Annotated in this window: 17 protein-coding genes; 5 read left to right on the forward strand and 12 right to left on the reverse strand. The window is 67.6% G+C overall.

The window, feature by feature from the left end; translation table 11 throughout:
• Positions 1-6: 6 nt before the first annotated feature.
• The 3 genes from B2G71_RS06200 to B2G71_RS06210 all read left to right on the forward strand — a co-directional run bounded on the left by B2G71_RS06200 (position 7) and on the right by B2G71_RS06210 (position 3,374).
• Positions 7-477, forward strand: a complete 471-nt coding sequence (locus tag B2G71_RS06200; protein WP_098104839.1) for an Lrp/AsnC ligand binding domain-containing protein — start codon at positions 7-9, stop codon at positions 475-477.
• Between the two features lie 60 nt (positions 478-537).
• The gene (locus B2G71_RS06205; protein WP_098104840.1) at positions 538-1,686 is read left to right on the forward strand and encodes a GGDEF domain-containing protein; all 1,149 of its coding nucleotides are present in this window, start codon (positions 538-540) and stop codon (positions 1,684-1,686) included.
• A gap of 410 nt (positions 1,687-2,096) precedes the next feature.
• Positions 2,097-3,374: a sensor domain-containing diguanylate cyclase gene (locus tag B2G71_RS06210; protein WP_098104841.1), complete on the forward strand. Its 1,278-nt coding sequence runs from the start codon at positions 2,097-2,099 to the stop codon at positions 3,372-3,374.
• Between the two features lie 89 nt (positions 3,375-3,463).
• Here B2G71_RS06210 and B2G71_RS23695 read toward each other — a convergent pair whose 3' ends face one another.
• The 6 genes from B2G71_RS23695 to B2G71_RS06235 form a co-directional block, all read right to left on the reverse strand.
• Positions 3,464-3,904 (reverse strand): CHRD domain-containing protein, encoded by a 441-nt coding sequence (locus B2G71_RS23695; RefSeq protein WP_168176280.1) that lies wholly within the window; start codon positions 3,902-3,904, stop codon positions 3,464-3,466.
• Between the two features lie 241 nt (positions 3,905-4,145).
• Positions 4,146-5,183 (reverse strand): hypothetical protein, encoded by a 1,038-nt coding sequence (locus B2G71_RS23700; RefSeq protein ID WP_141521511.1) that lies wholly within the window; start codon positions 5,181-5,183, stop codon positions 4,146-4,148.
• A gap of 437 nt (positions 5,184-5,620) precedes the next feature.
• Complete coding sequence (locus B2G71_RS06220; RefSeq protein WP_098104975.1) at positions 5,621-5,932, reverse strand: GIY-YIG nuclease family protein; 312 nt, start codon at positions 5,930-5,932, stop codon at positions 5,621-5,623.
• A gap of 222 nt (positions 5,933-6,154) precedes the next feature.
• A complete protein-coding gene (locus tag B2G71_RS06225; protein WP_098104843.1) occupies positions 6,155-7,135 on the reverse strand; it encodes a sulfotransferase in 981 nt (326 codons plus the stop codon).
• Between the two features lie 43 nt (positions 7,136-7,178).
• Positions 7,179-10,136 carry an excinuclease ABC subunit UvrA gene (uvrA, locus tag B2G71_RS06230; RefSeq protein ID WP_098104844.1) on the reverse strand — a complete coding sequence of 986 codons (2,958 nt, stop codon included), beginning with the start codon at positions 10,134-10,136 and terminating at the stop codon, positions 7,179-7,181.
• Positions 10,137-10,224: 88 nt separating this feature from the next.
• Positions 10,225-10,845 carry a hypothetical protein gene (locus B2G71_RS06235; RefSeq protein WP_141521512.1) on the reverse strand — a complete coding sequence of 207 codons (621 nt, stop codon included), beginning with the start codon at positions 10,843-10,845 and terminating at the stop codon, positions 10,225-10,227.
• 89 nt (positions 10,846-10,934) lie between these two features.
• Between B2G71_RS06235 and B2G71_RS06240 the strand changes: the two genes are divergently transcribed.
• Positions 10,935-11,525: a septal ring lytic transglycosylase RlpA family protein gene (locus B2G71_RS06240; RefSeq protein ID WP_098104846.1), complete on the forward strand. Its 591-nt coding sequence runs from the start codon at positions 10,935-10,937 to the stop codon at positions 11,523-11,525.
• An 8-nt stretch (positions 11,526-11,533) separates the two neighbouring features.
• Here the strand turns inward: B2G71_RS06240 and B2G71_RS06245 are convergent, their stop codons facing one another.
• A complete protein-coding gene (locus B2G71_RS06245; protein WP_098104976.1) occupies positions 11,534-12,469 on the reverse strand; it encodes an aldo/keto reductase in 936 nt (311 codons plus the stop codon).
• A 92-nt stretch (positions 12,470-12,561) separates the two neighbouring features.
• Between B2G71_RS06245 and B2G71_RS06250 the strand changes: the two genes are divergently transcribed.
• The gene (locus tag B2G71_RS06250) at positions 12,562-13,191 is read left to right on the forward strand and encodes a carboxymuconolactone decarboxylase family protein (protein ID WP_098104847.1); all 630 of its coding nucleotides are present in this window, start codon (positions 12,562-12,564) and stop codon (positions 13,189-13,191) included.
• Between the two features lie 22 nt (positions 13,192-13,213).
• Here the strand turns inward: B2G71_RS06250 and B2G71_RS06255 are convergent, their stop codons facing one another.
• From B2G71_RS06255 to B2G71_RS06275, 5 genes are all read right to left on the reverse strand, one after another.
• Complete coding sequence (locus tag B2G71_RS06255) at positions 13,214-13,513, reverse strand: antibiotic biosynthesis monooxygenase (protein ID WP_098104848.1); 300 nt, start codon at positions 13,511-13,513, stop codon at positions 13,214-13,216.
• Positions 13,514-13,601: 88 nt separating this feature from the next.
• Positions 13,602-14,345: an enoyl-CoA hydratase/isomerase family protein gene (locus B2G71_RS06260; protein WP_098104849.1), complete on the reverse strand. Its 744-nt coding sequence runs from the start codon at positions 14,343-14,345 to the stop codon at positions 13,602-13,604.
• A 10-nt stretch (positions 14,346-14,355) separates the two neighbouring features.
• Positions 14,356-15,933, reverse strand: a complete 1,578-nt coding sequence (locus tag B2G71_RS06265) for an AMP-binding protein (protein ID WP_098104850.1) — start codon at positions 15,931-15,933, stop codon at positions 14,356-14,358.
• Positions 15,934-15,962: 29 nt separating this feature from the next.
• Positions 15,963-16,433 (reverse strand): VOC family protein, encoded by a 471-nt coding sequence (locus B2G71_RS06270; protein WP_098104851.1) that lies wholly within the window; start codon positions 16,431-16,433, stop codon positions 15,963-15,965.
• 25 nt (positions 16,434-16,458) lie between these two features.
• Positions 16,459-17,631, reverse strand: coding sequence for an LLM class flavin-dependent oxidoreductase (locus B2G71_RS06275; protein WP_098104852.1), 1,173 nt, complete (start codon positions 17,629-17,631; stop codon positions 16,459-16,461).
• Positions 17,632-17,650 lie beyond the last annotated feature (19 nt).

Genomic DNA, 17,650 nt, shown 5'->3' on the forward strand with positions numbered 1-17,650 from the left:
ATGAGAATGAAATCAGCGCCCGGAGCAGTCGATCTGGATCATTTCGACAAGAAGATGCTCCGCATCCTCGGCGAAGACGGCCGCATCACCGTGACCGCGCTGGCCGAACGGGTCGGACTGTCGAAGACGCCCTGTCAGGTCCGGCTCAAGCGGCTCATCGAAAGCGGCGTCATTCGCGGCTTTCGTGCCGTGGTCGATCCGGCGCGGCTGGGCATCGATCACATCGCCTTCACCGAAATCAAGCTCACCGACACGCGCGAGAGCGCGCTGCTCGCCTTCAACGAGGCGGTGCGCCGCATTCCCGAGGTCGAGGAATGCCACATGATCGCAAGCAATTTCGATTATCTGCTCAAGGTGCGGACCAGCGACATTCGCCGCTATCGTGAGATCCTGGGCGAGAAGATCAGCAGTCTTCCTTTCGTTGCAAGCACATCGACCTTCGTGGCGATGGAATCGGTCAAGGAAGCCGTGCGCTAGATTCGACTTTTCCTCGGGTGCGAGCCTAAATTTTTGCGCCGAACTGCCGTTGAACAAAGCATGTCCGGTCTCGAAACCAGTGCCCCAGGCGGCGGATTTCTGCGTTGGCTCGGTCTTGGCCAGAGTCCGGCTCCGCTCGCGGAGGATGACGAGCGCGCGATCGAGCCGGAAAAGTCCGCGCTCACGCCGCGCGAACGGCGGCGGCGGCAGCTCATCGAGGACATCGGCAGCTTCCTTGTCACGCACAACCTCGAGGTCAGCGGCTGGAGCCTGGGGATTGCGTACGAGATCATGACGGGGCGAAATCCACGCCTGAGCAAGCTCGTCGAACGCCGGGTCAAGGCGCGCCACCAGATCACGCTAGAATGGCTGGAAGATGCCGCCAGGACTTCGGGACGCTCGGAGTCCGAGGCGGACCTTTTCGCGATGATGGGCAAGATCGAAGCAGTGATCGACGAGTTCGCGACCACCGCCAGCGCCGCCAAGACCGCCACGCACGAATACAACTCCGCCCTAGAGGCCAGCGTCAGCGACATGGGGGAAAGCCGGGACCCCGGCGAAATACTCAGCCAGCTCGCCAAGATCGCGCGCGACATGCTTGCCCGGACACGCGAGGTCCAGACCGAGCTGGCGCGAAGCGAGGCGCAGACACTATCGCTCCAGAAGTGCCTCGCCGACGCGCGCAAGGAAGCGGAGATCGATCATCTGACCGGGCTTCCCAACCGGCGCGCCTTCGAAGCGGTCTTCAAGGAGGAGATCGAAGCCTCGCGACAGGCCGACGAGCCGCTCTGCGTCGCGTTCTGCGACATCGATCATTTCAAGAGGATCAACGACACCCACGGGCACGAGGCCGGCGATCGCGTCCTGCGCATGATCGCGAATACGCTCGCCAAGCTTTCCGAAGACAAATGCCACGTGGCGCGTCATGGCGGCGAGGAATTCGTTATTCTCCTGCGCGGCTGGACGATGGACCAGGCCTGGACCCTGCTCGACGATGCGCGCCGCACGCTCGCCTCGCGGCGCATGGTCAACCGATCGACCGATATCCCCTTCGGCCAGATAACCTTCTCCGCCGGTATCGCCGAAGTCCATCGCCGCGAAACGCCCCGCCATGCCCTCAAGGCGGCCGACGAGGCGCTTTATGCCGCCAAGGAAAGCGGACGAAACCGCGTCGTTCGGGCGGACATGCCCACTCAACCGCACATCTGAGAGCCCCGCCCACCCGCCCGGCCGACGCGACGGTGATCGTGTCCGGTCGGATCGGATCGGGACACGTGACCACGGCTCTGGTCGCGCGCGCGAAAATCATGATTCGCGCCGTTCGATATCATGCGGCGCTTCAGCCGGACTTAACTATTTTTACTTCTCGATACTTTGCCAGGAATTGTCCGCATCGGTCTGGAAACCGGCATTCCGGAGCGATCGATGCGGTCCGACCATTTCCTCATAGTGCCCAAGCAGTTTCAAATTCGCACGCTATATCAATTCACTAACATATGGAATCTGACAGATCCGGAAAAACCCGATTTCGATCAATCAAACGCGACGAAATCGGAGAATTTAACAGCCGATTCACCCTGTCGGATTAAGTATTGTCCCGGGCAAGTCGGGATATTTCGATGCGGAGTCCGAGCAAAGTCAACGGCGATCGACGCTTCACCTACCTGCGAAGAACGCTGGTTCAATCGGTCCAGGCCGTCTGCATCGTGGCGGCCGGCATCGCCGTCCTGGCGCCGCCGCCCTATTCGCGAGCCGCGGCGATGGCCGCGGTACTTGCCGCGAGCACGACGTTCGCCTTCGGGCTTCTCTACGCCCGCCGCGCGATCGAGGAACTCACCGATCAGCGCTCCGCGATGAACGAGGCGCACGAGACCCGGCGCCAGATCCAGGAGCTGTTCGCGATGACCGACATGCTCCAGGCGGCCGAGGACCATGACGATGCCGGCGCCATCCTGATGGCGACGGCGCAGCGGCTGCTTCCCGGGTTCAGCGGCGCGCTTTACGTCTTCAACAACTCGCGCGACCGGCTCGATCTCGCGAAGTGCTGGAACGCTACCGAGGGTTTCCGTCCGGCCGAAGCGCTGCTGCCGGGCAATTGCTGGGCGCTCAAGCGCGGCAAGCAGCACATCAACGATCCCGCGGACCACTCGCTGTGCTGCATGCACGCGATCGGCACGGCCGCGACGGCCGAAGTGCCGATGATGGCGCGCGGGCAGGTGTTCGGCCTGCTCGTGCTCGGCTGCGAGGGCGAGGAGGCGGCGCGGCGGCTGACGCAGATCCGGCGCGTGGCGCGGGCGCTGGCGGATTCGATGTCGCTCGCGCTTTCGAACATCGCGCTGCGCGAGAAGCTGCGCACCCAGTCGCTGCGCGATCCGCTGACGGGGCTGTACAACCGACGCTACATGGAAGACGCGCTCGAGCGCTACGTGAGCCTCGCCGAACGGACCGGCAGCGCGACCTCGGTGCTGATGATCGACCTCGACAACTTCAAGAAGCTCAACGACGAGCACGGCCACGCCAAGGGCGACGTGGTGCTGCGCGACGTGGCGGCGCAGCTCGGCGCGGCGCTGCGGCCCTCGGACGTGATCGCGCGCTACGGCGGCGAGGAGCTCATGGTCATCCTGCCCAACTGCGGGCTCGAGGACGCGGCGCACAAGGCCGAGACACTGCGGCTGCGCATCGAGAGCCTGTCCGAGTTCCACGGCTGCGCGATCAGCGCCTCGCTCGGCGTCGCCACCGTGCCCGAGACCTCGACCAGCCCGGCCGACGTCGTGCCGATGGCCGACGCCGCGCTCTACGCCGCGAAGGCCGCGGGCAAGAACCGCGTCTGCTGCTCCGAACGGCGCGGCGAGCGCGAGGCCCGCCCCGAAGCGCCCCGCCTCGCCGCCGCCGGCTGAGCCGGCCCCGCCGCGCGCTCATCCTGCACCCGGCGAGGGTGACGCTCTTGACGCAGTGCTGAGCAGGAACCGGCGCCCTGCCCCGCCCGCTACTTCGAAAGCTGCCCGCGCACCGCGCCCTTGGGATAGTCGCCGGTGTGGACGTTGGCATAGTAGCCCGCCGGATTGGCGACGATCGCCTTGAGCAGATCGGGCTCGGCGGCGACGCATTCGTCCATCTCCATGCCGGTCACCGAAATCGTGATCACCGGCTTGCCGTCGACGCCCGCCGCGCCTTCGTGGATGTGCGCGGCGACCGGCTCGCCGATATCCTCGGCGCCGAGCACGAAGCAGAAATCGCCCGCCTCGGGGTCGATCTCGGCCATCAGGTGGCCCGAGCCGTCGGCATCGCCGCCGCCGGTCTCGGCAGCGCCGGTGAGATCGGCATGAAGCTTGACGGTCTCGGCGGCGGCCAGCCCCGGCGCGAGCGCGAGGCCCAGCGCGGCGGCGGTGGCGACGGCAGCGGCGGCTTTGCGGTGCATGGTGTTCATGATCGGTCCTCTCTCCAGGGGTGCGGCCGCTCCCCGACCGCGACGATCCCCCCGCGAGTCGCACCCTAGAGCCTTCGCGGCGGCGAACACATTGCAAAAGCGCAAATTCGTCGCGAGCCGGGCAATTATCCTTCGCCGCCGGGGCCGCGCGCCGTCCGGGCGGGCAAGGATCGCAGGCCGGGCCCTGACGATCCTGCGCGCGGCCCCGCGCCGCCCTCCGGCCATCCGCGTCCCGGCCAGATCATCCCGGCCCGGAGCACAGCGAAGCGTGGCCTTCGGACGAGCCCACAGACCGCCCGAAGTCCGCCGGCGCCCCGCGCCATGCGAGCGGGATCGCCAGGCACGGCCCCGAGTCGCGCTCGCACCCGGCATCGAAAGACGCCGCGCGCGAGCGGTGGGCCGGATCGTCCCCCGAGCGGGCACCGCCTTCGCGCCCCGGCGGACCGCCGGGAGATGTCGTGGACTTCGTCGCGGCGTCCCCCGGCCAGCGGGCGGCGGCGGCATCGACGGCGGCGAGCGCCCGCGCGCGCCATTCGTCCCAGTCGACCAGCGCCGCGTCGCGCGCCTGCCGGAACGCCGCGACGCGCTCGTCCTCGGCGCGCGCGATCGCCTCGACGCGCGCTTCCGGATCGAGCGCTTCGGCTTCGGCCGCCGCGCGGTAATAGTCCTTGCGCACCTCGCGATCGACGCGCTCGGCGGCCTCGAAGGCATAGTCGTCACGCGCCATCGGCACGACCCGCTCGGCCGAACCCTCGGGCGCGCGCGGATCGAGCATGCCCTCGTCGAGCGTCACCCCCGCGACCTGCGCCACCACGTCGTCGAAGCGCGCCGCCAGTTCGCCCGCGCACGTCTCATCGGCGAGCCGGTCGAGCCGCGCGAGATGCGCGGGCAGCAGCCGCGCGTCGAAGCGCCGCCGCGTGCCGACCAGCTCGCCGCGATACCAGATCTCCTCCTCGACCCCCTCGAAGGCCCGCGTGGCGAGCACTTGCGCGGCATGCTCGCGCGCGAGCACCAGCGCCGCCGCCCAGCCCTGCGCGAACAGCGCATCGCGCCGCCGCGCCAGATAGGCCGACTGAAACGACATCCCCACCCGCGCCGCCGCCGCCCGCACATTCCCCGCCTCGGCGAGATGATGAAGGAACGCCGCCTTGCGCTCGCGCGTCCAGGTGTTGTGGCAGGGGTCGTGCGCGGGCGCGGGGCCCGGAGTGACCGCCCGAGCATCCGGCGCAGCCGCTCCCGTCCGCTCGTCCCGAGCTTGTCGAAGGACCGGAGAAGCCACCCCCGACCGCTCAGACCGCGAAGCCAACCCAACCCGCTCAGAATGCGAAGCCACCCCCACCCGCTCGGCCTGAGCCTGTCGAAGGCCCGGCACCTCCCCGCGCGCCCCGCTCTCGCCCGCGGCGGCTATCCACCCCTGCCCGGACGGCATGGGGCAATGCGATGCGGTAGGGTCGGCCATGGTTCGCCTCGTGGTGTGCGTGGAGGGGAACCGGGGAGTTTATGCGAGGTGAGGTGGTGTAGGAAAGAGATCGATGCCGCCCGTCGCAGCGACGATCCGGGAGCGGCTGGCGACCTCGCGTCCGGCAGGTTTCCGCGAGCACCATGCGCACCAAGAACCGACCTCCCAGGGCGCGGCTGAATTGCAGGCTGCACGCTCTTACGTGAAGAGGCGCGAGCCCCAATGCCTTCGTCATTCCCGCGCAGGCGGGAATCCAGCTAGCACAACGCGTCAAATCCGAATTCGAGTGCCAGATCGTTCCAGTTCGAATTCGTCTCTTCAATAAGCCGTATCTTCCAGTCACGTCTCCATTTCTTCATCCGCTTCTCGCGCACGATCGCGTGTTCCATCGTTGCTTGCGGCTCAAACCATACGAGCCGCCGCGTGGCACACCTCGAAGAAAAGCCGCCGAAAGTCCCCGCGCGATGCTGGGCAATCCGCTGGGCGAGGTTCGACGTAACGCCCACGTATAAGGTACCGTTTCGCGCCGAAGCCATAATGTAGACGGTGGGGGCGAAGTCTCGCTTCACTTCGATGTCGCTACTGGATTCCCGCCTGAGCGGGAATGACGAAGCAAGGCGAATGCACGATCCCTGTATCGACCCGGCGGAGCTATCCAAATGCATAGCATCGAGAAAGTCCCGTTTCGACGGCGTGGAAATTGGAGAGCGCCCAACCAACACTCAGAACCAGATCGTCAGCACCCAAAGGTTTCGCCCTGCCACGCGTTCTGAGTGGTCTGCGAGATATCCTCACCCATAGCCAAACCGCTCCATGAAGCCCACGATCAGCGGGTCGCAGTAGACACGGTCGCGTTGCTCCTCGGTCAGGTCCTCGTCGGCAATCACGGCGCGGCGGGGGTCGAAGTCCTTGAAGGCGCCGGTCTTCCAGTCGATCGCGGTGTCCCACAGGAAGCGGCGCGGGTGGAGGCGCTCGAAGGGTTCGAGGAAGCGCGTCGAGGGCTCCAGCCCGAGAAATTCGTAGACGCGCGCCATCGCCGGAACCGGGTCTGTCACCAGGTCCTCGTAGCGCGAGATCAGCACGTTGGCGCGGTCCCAGTGCGGCGTCCAGGCGCGGATGTTGTCCTTGAGGAAGCGCCAGCGCTGCTCCTTCTCCTTTTCGGGCACGTCCTGCCGCCAGATCGAGCGCAGGATCGCCCGGGGATTGCGCGTGGTGTAGATCGCCCGCGTGCGGTTGGCGATCAGGTCGACCAGCGGCGGCGCCGCGAAATAGTCGGGGCTCTTGTCGCCGAAGGCGAGGACCTTCGGCTTGGCGTACTTGCGCTGGAACACGCGCATCGCCTCGACGTGCCAGCGCAGCCAGTGCTCGAGCGAGTTCTGCTCCTTGCGGTCGAGCAGGCGCATGATCTCGTCGAAGCCGGCGCCGTGGCCGACCATGCGTTCGGCATGGAGCTTGAGGTAATAGGGCGCGAAGAGCGCACGGTTGATCTCGCTTTCGCACAGGCAGATCGCCTGCGGGTGGTCGTCGATGCAGCGCGAGAGCAGCGACGAGCCAGTGCGCAGCGGCCCGACGATGAAGAACAGCGCGGTGGTGCCGCGCCCCGCCCGGCCGCGCGTCGGCGTGCCGGGGCGGGTGGCGGTAACGGGTCGTCCCGCGATGACGGGCCTCCTCTGGTGGCGAATCCTTGCAGGGCCAAGCCCTAACCCGAGCGCGCGGGGGATAGAAGCGCGCGCGCCGCGATTGTCGGGGAAGCGAGAGCGTTTCGCGAGCATCCGCCGGGCGGGCGGGCTATTGGCTGGCGCGCCCCGTGCGCGGCTAGGTCGCGCGCGCCAGCAGCGGCGCGAGGTACTTGCCGGTGTAGCTGCCCCTGGCCCTGGCGACCTGCTCGGGCGTGCCCTCGGCGACCACCTTGCCGCCGCGCACGCCGCCCTCGGGGCCGAGATCGAGCAGCCAGTCGGCGGTCTTGATCACGTCGAGGTTGTGCTCGATCACGACCACGGTGTTGCCCTGGTCGACGAGGCGGTGGAGCACTTCGAGCAGCTTGCGCACGTCCTCGAAGTGCAGGCCGGTGGTGGGCTCGTCGAGGATGTAGAGCGTCTGCCCGGTGGAACGGCGCGACAGCTCCTTGGCGAGCTTGACCCGTTGCGCCTCACCGCCCGACAGCGTCGTCGCCTGCTGGCCGACCTTGACGTAGCCGAGCCCGACTTCGTTGAGCATGTGCATCTTGTCGCGGATCGGCGGGACCGCCTTGAAGAACTCTTCCGCGTCCTCGATCGTCATGTCGAGCACGTCGGCGATCGAGTGACCCTTGAACTTCACTTCCAGCGTCTCGCGGTTGTAGCGCTTGCCGTGGCATTCCTCGCACGTGACGTAGACGTCGGGCAGGAAGTGCATCTCGATCTTGATCAGCCCGTCGCCCTGGCACGCCTCGCAGCGCCCGCCCTTGACGTTGAAGCTGAAGCGCCCCGCCTTGTAGCCGCGCGCCTCGCTCTCCGGGAGCCCGGCGAACCAGTCGCGGATCTGGGTGAAGGCGCCGGTGTAGGTCGCCGGGTTCGAGCGCGGGGTGCGGCCGATCGGCGACTGGTCGATCTCGATCACCTTGTCGCACATTTCGAGGCCGGTGATCCGGTCGTGCGGCCCGGCGATCACCCGCGCGCCGTTGAGCGCGCGCGCCGCGCCGGCGTGGAGCGTGTCGATGGTGAAGCTCGACTTGCCCGAGCCCGAGACGCCGGTGACGCAGGTGAAAGTGCCGAGCGGCAGGCTCGCGGTAACGCCGGTGAGGTTGTTCGCCCGCGCGTTCTCGACCGTGATCTTGTGCCCGTTGCCCTTGCGGCGGACCTTGGGCACCTCGATCTCGCGGGTGCCGTTGAGGTAGGCGGCGGTGAGGCTGCGCTTCGATTTGAGCACCTGCTTCAAGGTGCCCTCGGCCACGATCTCGCCGCCGTGCACGCCCGCGCCGGGCCCGAGGTCGACGACGTGGTCGGCGGCGCGGATCGCGTCTTCGTCGTGCTCGACGACGATCACGGTGTTGCCGAGATCGCGAAGGCGTTTCAGCGTTTCGAGCAGCATGTCGTTGTCGCGCTGGTGGAGGCCAATCGAGGGCTCGTCGAGCACGTAGAGCACGCCCGACAGCCCCGAGCCGATCTGGCTGGCGAGCCGGATGCGCTGCGATTCCCCGCCCGAAAGAGTACCTGAAGTGCGATCGAGGTTCAGGTAATCGAGCCCGACATTATTAAAGAATCCAAGGCGTTCGTTGATTTCCTTGAGGATCGCCCTGGCAATCTGCTGCTGCTGCTCGGTCAGCTTGCCGAGCAGCTCGCCGAACCAGCCGTGCGCGTCCGCGACCGAGAGCCGCGCGGCGTCGGCGATGTCCGAGCCGGCGATCTTCACGCTCAACGCCTCGGGCTTGAGCCGCTTGCCGCCGCAGGTCTCGCACGGCTGCGCGGTCTGGTATTTGCCCAGCTCCTCGCGCATCCAGGCGCTCTCGGTCTGGAGCATGCGGCGGTTGAGATTGCCGATCACGCCCTCGAACGCCTTGTTGACGGTGTAGCTCTTGCGGCCGTCCTTGAAAGTCAGCGGCACCGGCTTGCCCGCCGTGCCGTAAAGGATCACGATCTGGACTTCGCCCGGCAGGTCCTGCCACGGCGTCGTCAGTTCGAAGCCGAAGTGCTCGGCAAGGCTGCCGAGGACCTGCATGTAGTAAGGGCTCGGCGGGTTCGACTTGGCCCACGGCACGACCGCGCCCTGCTTGAGCGTCAGCGCCTCGTTCGGCACCACCAGTTGCGGGTCGAACAGCAGCTTTTCGCCCAGCCCGTCGCAAGCCGGGCAGGCGCCCTGCGGCGCGTTGAACGAGAACAGGCGCGGCTCGACCTCCTCGATGGTGAAGCCCGAGACCGGGCAGGCGAACTTCTCGGAAAAGACGATGCGGTTGGGCGGTAGCCCGGCACCCTTGAGATTCTTGCCCGTCACCCCAGCGGAAGCTGGGGTCGCTGGAGTTCCGGCACCACTGCCCGCGATCCCAGCTTTCGCTGGGATGACGTCTGAAACATTCTTGTCGGCCAGATCGACATAGGCCAGCCCGTCGGCGAGACGCAGCGCCTGCTCGAAGCTGTCCGCGAGCCGCGTCTGGATGCCGTCCTTCACCGCAATCCGGTCGACCACCACTTCGATGTCGTGCTTGTACTTCTTGTCGAGCGCGGGCGCGTCCTCGATCGCGTGGATCTCACCGTCGATGCGCACGCGGGTGAAGCCCGCCTTCTGCCATTCGGCCAGTTCCTTGCGGTATTCGCCCTTGCGGCCGCGCACCACCGGCGCGAGCAGGTAGAGCCGCGTGCCCTCGGGCAGCGCCATGACCCGGTCGACCATGTTGGAGACGGTCTGCGCCTCGATCGGCAGGCCGGTGGCGGGCGAATAGGGAATGCCCACGCGCGCCCAAAGCAGGCGCATGTAGTCCCAGATCTCGGTCACGGTGGCGACGGTCGAGCGCGGATTGCGGCTGGTGGTCTTCTGCTCGATCGAGATCGCGGGCGAGAGCCCGTCGATATGCTCGACATCGGGCTTTTGCATCATCTCGAGGAACTGGCGCGCATAGGCGCTGAGCGATTCCACGTAGCGGCGCTGCCCCTCGGCATAGATCGTATCGAACGCGAGGCTCGACTTGCCCGACCCCGAAAGCCCGGTGATCACGATCAGCTTGTCGCGCGGCAGTTCGACGTCGAAGCCCTTGAGATTGTGTTCGCGCGCGCCGCGCACGGTGATGTGGGTAAGGCTCATGGATCGGCGGTGTTCCGGAAATGTTCGCGTGGGTCAAGGGGGCTCGCCGGGATGTGGTTGTGGATCGCGCGATTGCAATGCCGCGCGGCTATTCCAGCCACTCGCGCGCCGCCGCCGCTTGCTCCGCGTTCGGGGTCATTCCCAGATAGGCCAGCACCGCGCCGCGCAGGGCCTCGTCGCATAGGAAGCGCTCGAAGCGCAGCGCCAGGTAACCGGCCTCGGTCTCCAGCAGCCCCGCGGCGGCGCGCGGGTACAGCAGCCTCGCGCCCTGCGCACCAAAGACCGACGGCCACTGGCGGCGTGCGCGCGTCGCCTCGATCCGCGCAAGGCTTCGCGTCACGAGAAGGAAGCGCGGCGCGACGGCGGTCTCGAGTTCGGCGACGAGCAGGCAGAGCAGCGGATGCTTGATGACGATATGCGAACGCCCTTGCGCGGCGGCACGGTCCTTCTCCCGCGCGATCCACGTCGCGAAGTCGGCGGCGAAGTTCGCCTTGCCGTATTTCGGCGAAAGCGCCTCCTCGTCGAAGCAGTCGAGCAGGATCGCGCGAAGCGCCTCGGGCTCGTGCGAATTCGACGTGCGGGCATCGTTGGTCCGGAAATGCGGCGGGCAGCTATGCGCGCCGCAGCGATCGAGATAGCCCGCGACCGCGCTCGAGCCCGAGCCCCACGCGCCGAGCACGGCGATTACCGGGATATCCTGCGTGGCCAAACGTTGTCCCCTCGCCCGCGGTTCTAGGCCGAGCCGTGCGCGCCGATCAAGCAGGTGCCTCGGCCGCCGATCTCGCCTAGACTGCGCCTATGGACCGCCTCAGCCTCTCCGCCCGCGTGTTGCGCGCGCTGCCCGCCGCGCTCGCGCTGACCGCGCTCGCCGCTTGCGCATCGGGCACGCGCTATCGCCCGGTGAGCGACATGCCCGTGCGGATCGGCCCGCCCTACACCGTGCGCGGTACGACCTACACGCCCGCTGCCGACCCGACCTACGACTTCCTCGGCTATGCCACCTGGTACGGCAACGAGTCGGGCAACCAGACCGCCAACGGCGAGCGCTTCCGGGCCGACTGGGTGACCGCCGCGCATCGCACGCTGCCGCTGCCGAGCTACGTCGAAGTGACCGCGCTCGCGACCGGACGGCGCATCCTCGTGCGCGTGAACGATCGCGGGCCATTCACCGAGAAGGCGCGGATCATCGACTTGTCGAAGGGCGCGGCCGAACTGCTCGGCGTGCGCGCGCAAGGCAAGTCCGGCGTGCGGGTGCGCGTCGTATCGCCCGACGAGGCGGATCGCGCGGCGCTGCGCCAGGGCAAGCCCGCCAGGATGCTGCCGCCGATCTCGCCGCGCGCGCTGGCCTCGCTGCGCGCGCAGTTCGAGGCGGGGGTCGGCAGCCTCTAGAAGACGCCCTAGCCTTCCAGCAGAGCCATGTCCTCGGCGCTCAGCGCGATATCGACCGAGCGCGCGATGTCGCGAAGCTGGTCGACGCTCGTCGCGCTGGCGATCGGCGCGGCGACCGAGGGGCGCGCCATGATCCAGGCAAGCGCGACCTGCGCCGGACTCGCCCCGTGACGCGCGGCCACCTCGTCGATCCGCGCGAGCAGCGCCAGCCCCTCGGGATTGACGAAGCCCGAGACCACGCGCGAGCGTGCCCTGCCGGCAAGGTCCGCCTCGCTGCGGTACTTGCCGGTGAGGAACCCGGCGGCGAGCGCGTAGTAGGTTATCACCCCCAGCCCCCGCGCGGCGCAGAGGTCTTCCATCTCGCCTTCGTAGGCGTCGCGCTCGGCAAGGTTGTAGCGCGGCTGCACGACCTCGTAGCGCGCCCCGCCCTCGCCCGCCGGGTCGAGCGCCTCGCGCAATTGCGCGGCCGAATAGTTCGAGCAACCGGCATGGCGCACCAGCCCGCGCGCCTTGAGGTCTGCAAAGGCTTCGAGAGTCTCGCCGATGGGCGTGTCCGGATCGGGCGCGTGCGCGAGATAGACGTCGATGTAGTCGGTGCCGAGGCGCCGCAGCGAGGCCTCGCAGGCGCGCGGCAGGTAGTCGCGGCCGAGCCCCTCGCACCCCTCGGCCATCGCCAGGCCGCCCTTGGTGATCAGCACCACCCGCTCGCGGTTGCCCCGCGCGCGCAGCCATTCGCCGATCACGGTCTCGGATTCGCCGCCGACGAGGCCCGGCGCATAGCGGTTGTAGACGTCGGCGGTGTCGATCGCGTTGAACCCGGCTTCGACGAAGGCGTCGAGGATCGCGAAGCTGGTATCGCGGTCCGCGGTCCAGCCGAAGACGTTGCCGCCGAGCACCAGCGGCGCGATCTCGAGCCCGGTCGAGCCCAGTTTGCAAAGACGCATGTTCCTCTCCCTCTCCATCGGCGGACATGATCGGTTGACCTGCCCCGCGCATTCCAACAGGCTGGCGGCAAACGAGAGGAGGCGCAAAGGCCATGACCGGATTTCCCCACGTCACCAGCGAAGGTCTCGACCCCGCGCAGCGCAAGCTTTGGGACGAACTCACGCTCGGCCCGCGCGGTTTCTATACCGGCGGCCCGCAGACCAAGCGCCTTCCCGATCTCTACAATGCCTGGATGCAGTTCCCCGAATTCGGCCAGCTCATGCTCAGACTGGGCGATGATATCCGCGCCCGCAAGGACTTGCCGGGCCGCTTGCGCGAAGTGATCGTCCTGGTGGTTTCGGCGCGGCTCGGCGCGATGGTGGAGTTCGACTTCCACGTCCCGTTCGCGCGCAACGAAGGGATCTCGCAAGAGCTGATCGACGCGGTGCGCGCGGGCGCGACGCCGCCGTTCGCCGACGAGGCGGAACGCGCCGTCCACGACGCCTGCGTGCAACTGCTCGGTACCGCGACGCTCGAACCGGCGACGCGCGACAGGCTTGTCGAACTGATCGGCTATCCCGGGCTGGTCGAACTGATGGCGACGGCGATGCTCTATGTCATCACCGCCTGGACCACCAATGTCGCGCGAGTGAAGCTCGCCGAGGATTTCTCGGCCGATCCCGACAAGCTCAAGGACTTCTTCGCGGGCAAGCCCGTCGCGCCGAGCGAGAGCCCGGCGTGACGGACGGCATGCGCGGCGCAAGCTAGCCGAGCGACTCGCGCGTCTCGACGAACTGCGATTCCATCGGCTTGGCCAGCAGCGCGGCGATCTTCGGCCCCTTTTCGTGCGAATGCGGCGCGGCGCGGTGTGCCGCGATCGCCGCGTCGTCGGCGAAGAGCTCGAACATCAGCACGTCGTCGGGATTGGCATCGTCGCGCAGGACATAGGCGACGACATTGCCGGGTTCGCCGCGCACGTCCTCGACGATGTCGCGCACCCGCTCGAGCAGTTCCGCCTCGGCGCCGGGCTTGGGCACCAGCCGTACGAGTCCACCGATCGCCATGTCTTGTCTCCTTGGATTTCCGGTTTGCAGGGGGAGTGTGGTCCGGATCGCCTGCCAGCGCGGCGATCCGGCGATTCTTCGGGCCCGGCTACTTCTTGGCGAAGGCCATCAGCCGTTCGCGGGTGTGCGGCTGGAGCATCGTCAGGTAGGCGTCGGTCATCGGCGAGAGCGGGCGCGTCTCGTTGAGCACGACCTTGAGATGGCGGATCGCCTCGATCGAGCTCGAACCGATCTCGCGCACCATCTTCGCCACCGTCTCGTCGAGCGCCTCGGGCGCGACCACCTTGGTGAGCAGTCCGCCCTCGAGCGCTTCGGCCGCCGAGAAGATCGCGCCGCTGTACATCCAGTAGCGCAGCTTGGCGGGCGGCACCGTCTCGCGCAGCAGGCGCGGTAAGTGGCCGTCGACGATGCCGACCTTGGCCTCCGGGATCGCGAAGCGCGAGCGGTCGCTGGCGACGAGGCAGTCGCACATCAGCGCCATGGTCAGTCCGCCGCCCATGCACAGCCCGTCAATCCGCGCGATCGTCGGCTTGGCAACAGTGCGCAGCGCCTCGAACGGCAGGTAGTCGTCGTAGTCGAGCAGGCGCCCCGGATCGTTCTCGAGCGCGTCGAGCATTTCCTTGAGATCGCCGCCGACGGCGAAGGCGCCGTCGGTGCCCGTGACCACGATGCACGAGACGGCGTCGTCCGCCTCGGCGGCGCGGCAATGTTCGCGCACCGTCGCGTACATCGACTTGGTCAGGGCGTTCTTGGCTTCGGGACGATTGATCGTGATCGTCGCGACCCCGTCCGCGATGTCCATCGCGATCCGGGCGTCGGGCTGGTAGGTCATGTCTTGCCTTTCATCGTTCAGTGGCCGTCGCAGCCTGGGGGCGACCCGAAGGCGGCATGGGCGTGTAGGAATCCCGGGCGATCCGCCGCAGTTCTTCTTTGCGAACTTTCGCGGTGGGAGTCCGGGGCAGGTCCGTGGCGAGCCGCATCAGCGTCGGCACGGCGAAAATGGGCAGGCGCTCGCGCGCGAAGGCGAAGATGGCGTCGAGATCGGCGCCCTCGCCGGCGGCGACGATGCTGGCGGCGACTTCCTCGTCGGCGTCCTCGCAGACGAGGCCGTAGACCGCCGCCTCGGCGACGTCGGGGTGCTTTTCGAGAATGCTCTCGACTTCCCAGGCGGAGATGTTCTCGCCGCGCCGCCGGATCGAGTCCTTCGCGCGTTCCTCGAAGAACAGGTCGCCGTCCTGCGAGAGCATGCCGCGATCGCCCGAGTGGAACCACAGGTTGCGCAGCGCCGCGACGGTGGCCTCGGCCTGGTTGTGATAGCCGAGCATGAAGGCGTTGGCGCGGCGCGGGCGCAGCACGATCTCGCCGATCGTGCCCGCCGGGACCGGCACGTCGGCCTCGTCGAACACGGCGACCTCGAACAGGTCGCTCGCGCGGCCGGCCGAGCCGCGCGGGCTGCGCGCCTGCGGCACGTTGAGCGTCGCCATCGGCGCCTCGCTGAGCCCGTAGGTCTCGTAAAGCGCGATGCCGAGCTGCTCCTCGAAGGCCTCCCACACGCCCGGCGCGGCGCCAGCGCCGAAAGCCTTGCGGATGGAGTGCGCCTCGGGGCCGAAGCCGGGCTCGGTGACGTTGAGGATCATCCGCAGGACCGAGCCGAGATAGTTGAACGCGGTGATTCCGTCCTCGCGGCAGGTCTGCCAGAAGGTGCTCGTGCTCAACCGGCGCTGGATACGGATCGCCGCGCCCGCGCAAAGCGCCGGAATGACGCCGGTGTAGCGCGCGTTCTGGTGGAACAGCGGAAAGAAGTTGAGCAGCCGGTCGTCGGGGCCGTAACCCATGACCTGCGCGTTGTAGCGCGAAAGGCCGAGCATCGCGGCCTGTGAATGGACCACGCCCTTCGAGCGTCCGGTCGTGCCCGAGGTGTACAGGATGATGCGCTCGGGCGCCTCGTCCACGCCCGCGAAGCCTTGCGGATCGCCGTCGAGATCGAGCGCGGCGATGCCGGCGTGGCCAGCGCGCGTATCCTGCGCCCCGCCGTTCACCAGCACCATGCGCAGATGCGGCAGGCGGTCGGCGAGTTCGAGGACATGGCCGAGATAGGCGGCGTCGCAGACCACCACGCTCACCTCGCTGTCGGACAGCAGGTATTCGAGCAGGTCGCCGCGATATTGCGGGTTGAGCGGTACTTCGGTGCAGCCCACCAGGCTGCTCGCCAGCCAGGCGAGCACGCATTCGAGCGAGTTGTCCATCAGCAGGGCGACGCTGTCATGCGGGCCCAGCCCCGCCGAGACGAGCGCCGCGGCCGCCGCCTCGCCGCGCGCGAGCAGATCCGCGTGGCTCAGCCGCGCGTCGTCGATCATCAGCGCCAGCCGCTCGCCGTGGCGTTCGGCACCCGCGCGCAAGAAGTCATGAAAGGTCGTCATCGTCGCTGCATCCGCAAAACCCCGGAAATTCAATCCTTGCGGATCTGGATCAGTTCGACCGCGAAGCCGTCCGGGTCCTTGCAGAAGGCGACCATCGGGCCGCCTTCCATCAGCACCTTGGGCTGATCGGTCACTTCATAGCCCGCCGCCTCGATCGTGCGGACGAGCGCGGGCAGATCGGGCACGCCGATCGCGACGTGCCCGAAGGCGTCGCCGTGCGTGTAGCCGTCCACGTCCCACTTCTGCGTCAGTTCGAGCAACGCGGACTGCCGGTAATTGCCGTAGCCCAGGAATACCCCCGTCGCCCGGCGCGAGGTAACGTCGAAGCGATCGAGCACCGTCATCCCCAGCGTGTCGCAGTAAAAGCGCAGCGACGCCTCGAAGTCCCCTACCCGGAACATCGTATGGAGCAACCGCGGCTGCACCTCGGCGTCGCCCCATACCCACAGATCGGCGCTCGAACCGGCGCGCGTATCCGGGCTCACTTTATCGTCAGCCATGTTTCCTCTCCCCCGGCGGCGACGCTCAGGCGTCGCTCGTTTCGTCCTCTGGCAGCGCCGACGCATGGAGCGGCGCGTCCATCTCGTGCACCACCGGCAGCACTTCGCGGGCGAACAGCTTCACGCTCTCGGCCGCCTCGCTGTAGGGCATCGTGCCGAACTGCGGCATCAGGGTGATCTCGGAGAACGAGCAGGCCTGCTGGCTCTCGCGAATCCGCTCGATGATGACCTCGGGCGTACCGATCATCAGGTTCGACTGGTCATAGCCCTTTGGCGCGGGCTTGCCCTGCGCGCTGTTGGCGTCGGGCGCGGTCGCGGTGCCGGTGCGCGCGGCATAGCTTTCGTAGCCCTTCACGCCCGCGAAGTTCGCCGGATCGTTGAGCCCGTAGGCGAGCTGGACGTCGCGGTTGGCCGCCGCGAGGTATTCGTCGGCCTTCTCCGCCTCGTACTTGTCGGAGACGCAATAAGTGAACAGGATGTTCTTGGGCTGGCACGGCGGCAGGCCCTCTTCCTTGCGCATGGTGTTGACCTTGCGCACGTCCTTGGCGGCCTCGCTGAGCGGCTTGTTGCCGACGAACAGCGGCTTGACCCCGCGCCGCGAGATCATCTCGAGCGAGGGTCCGGTCGCCGAAGCGCCGTAAAGACGCGAGAACAGGTCCTTGCTCTTGGGCGCTGGGCGCAGCTCGGTCTCGGGAATCTGGAAGATCTCGCCTTCGTAGGAAAAACGGTCCTGCGTGAAGGCGAGTTCGAGGATATCGATCGTCTCCTCGAAGCGCTTCATGCTGGTCTCGCGCGGGATGCCGAGCGAGTCGAACTCGCTCTTGGCGACGCCGCGACCGAGGCCGATCGTGCGATAGCGGCCGTCCGAGAGGATATCGAGGTAGGCGATCTGGTGCACCAGCCGCACCGGGTTCCACCAGGGCACGACGATGATCTGCGTGCCGAAGCCGATGGTCTTGGTGCGTCCGGCGAAATAGGCGAGCACCTGCATCGGATTGGGCGTCATGCCGTAGGGCGTGCCGAAGTGCTCGGGCACCCAGATGCCGTCGAAGCCGAGCGGTTCCGCCAGATCGCCGAGCGCGAGCGCCTGTTCGACCATGCGCCAGTCATCCGTCGCGGGCGGACTGTCGGTGTCGCCGGCGATGATGCGCTCCCAGTCGGCGGAATTCTGCGACGCGATACCGAGATTGACTTTCATTTCCTGTCCCTTCGACCTG

The organism is Novosphingobium sp. PC22D (assembly GCF_002556635.1).
In the GTDB taxonomy this organism is placed as follows: Bacteria; Pseudomonadota; Alphaproteobacteria; order Sphingomonadales; family Sphingomonadaceae; genus Novosphingobium.

Coding starts and splice junctions, on each gene's coding strand:
- B2G71_RS06200 (WP_098104839.1), top strand. CDS start 7: ATGAAATCAGCGCCCGGAGCAGTCGATCTGGATCATTTCGACAAGAAG.
- B2G71_RS06205 (WP_098104840.1), top strand. CDS start 538: ATGTCCGGTCTCGAAACCAGTGCCCCAGGCGGCGGATTTCTGCGTTGG.
- B2G71_RS06245 (WP_098104976.1), bottom strand. CDS start 12,469: ATGCGTCTTTGCAAACTGGGCTCGACCGGGCTCGAGATCGCGCCGCTG.
- B2G71_RS06270 (WP_098104851.1), bottom strand. CDS start 16,433: ATGGCTGACGATAAAGTGAGCCCGGATACGCGCGCCGGTTCGAGCGCC.
- B2G71_RS06225 (WP_098104843.1), bottom strand. CDS start 7,135: ATGCTCGCGAAACGCTCTCGCTTCCCCGACAATCGCGGCGCGCGCGCT.
- B2G71_RS06240 (WP_098104846.1), top strand. CDS start 10,935: ATGGACCGCCTCAGCCTCTCCGCCCGCGTGTTGCGCGCGCTGCCCGCC.
- uvrA (WP_098104844.1), bottom strand. CDS start 10,136: ATGAGCCTTACCCACATCACCGTGCGCGGCGCGCGCGAACACAATCTC.
- B2G71_RS06275 (WP_098104852.1), bottom strand. CDS start 17,631: ATGAAAGTCAATCTCGGTATCGCGTCGCAGAATTCCGCCGACTGGGAG.
- B2G71_RS06260 (WP_098104849.1), bottom strand. CDS start 14,345: ATGACCTACCAGCCCGACGCCCGGATCGCGATGGACATCGCGGACGGG.
- B2G71_RS06265 (WP_098104850.1), bottom strand. CDS start 15,933: ATGACGACCTTTCATGACTTCTTGCGCGCGGGTGCCGAACGCCACGGC.
- B2G71_RS06255 (WP_098104848.1), bottom strand. CDS start 13,513: ATGGCGATCGGTGGACTCGTACGGCTGGTGCCCAAGCCCGGCGCCGAG.
- B2G71_RS06210 (WP_098104841.1), top strand. CDS start 2,097: ATGCGGAGTCCGAGCAAAGTCAACGGCGATCGACGCTTCACCTACCTG.
- B2G71_RS06250 (WP_098104847.1), top strand. CDS start 12,562: ATGACCGGATTTCCCCACGTCACCAGCGAAGGTCTCGACCCCGCGCAG.
- B2G71_RS23695 (WP_168176280.1), bottom strand. CDS start 3,904: ATGAACACCATGCACCGCAAAGCCGCCGCTGCCGTCGCCACCGCCGCC.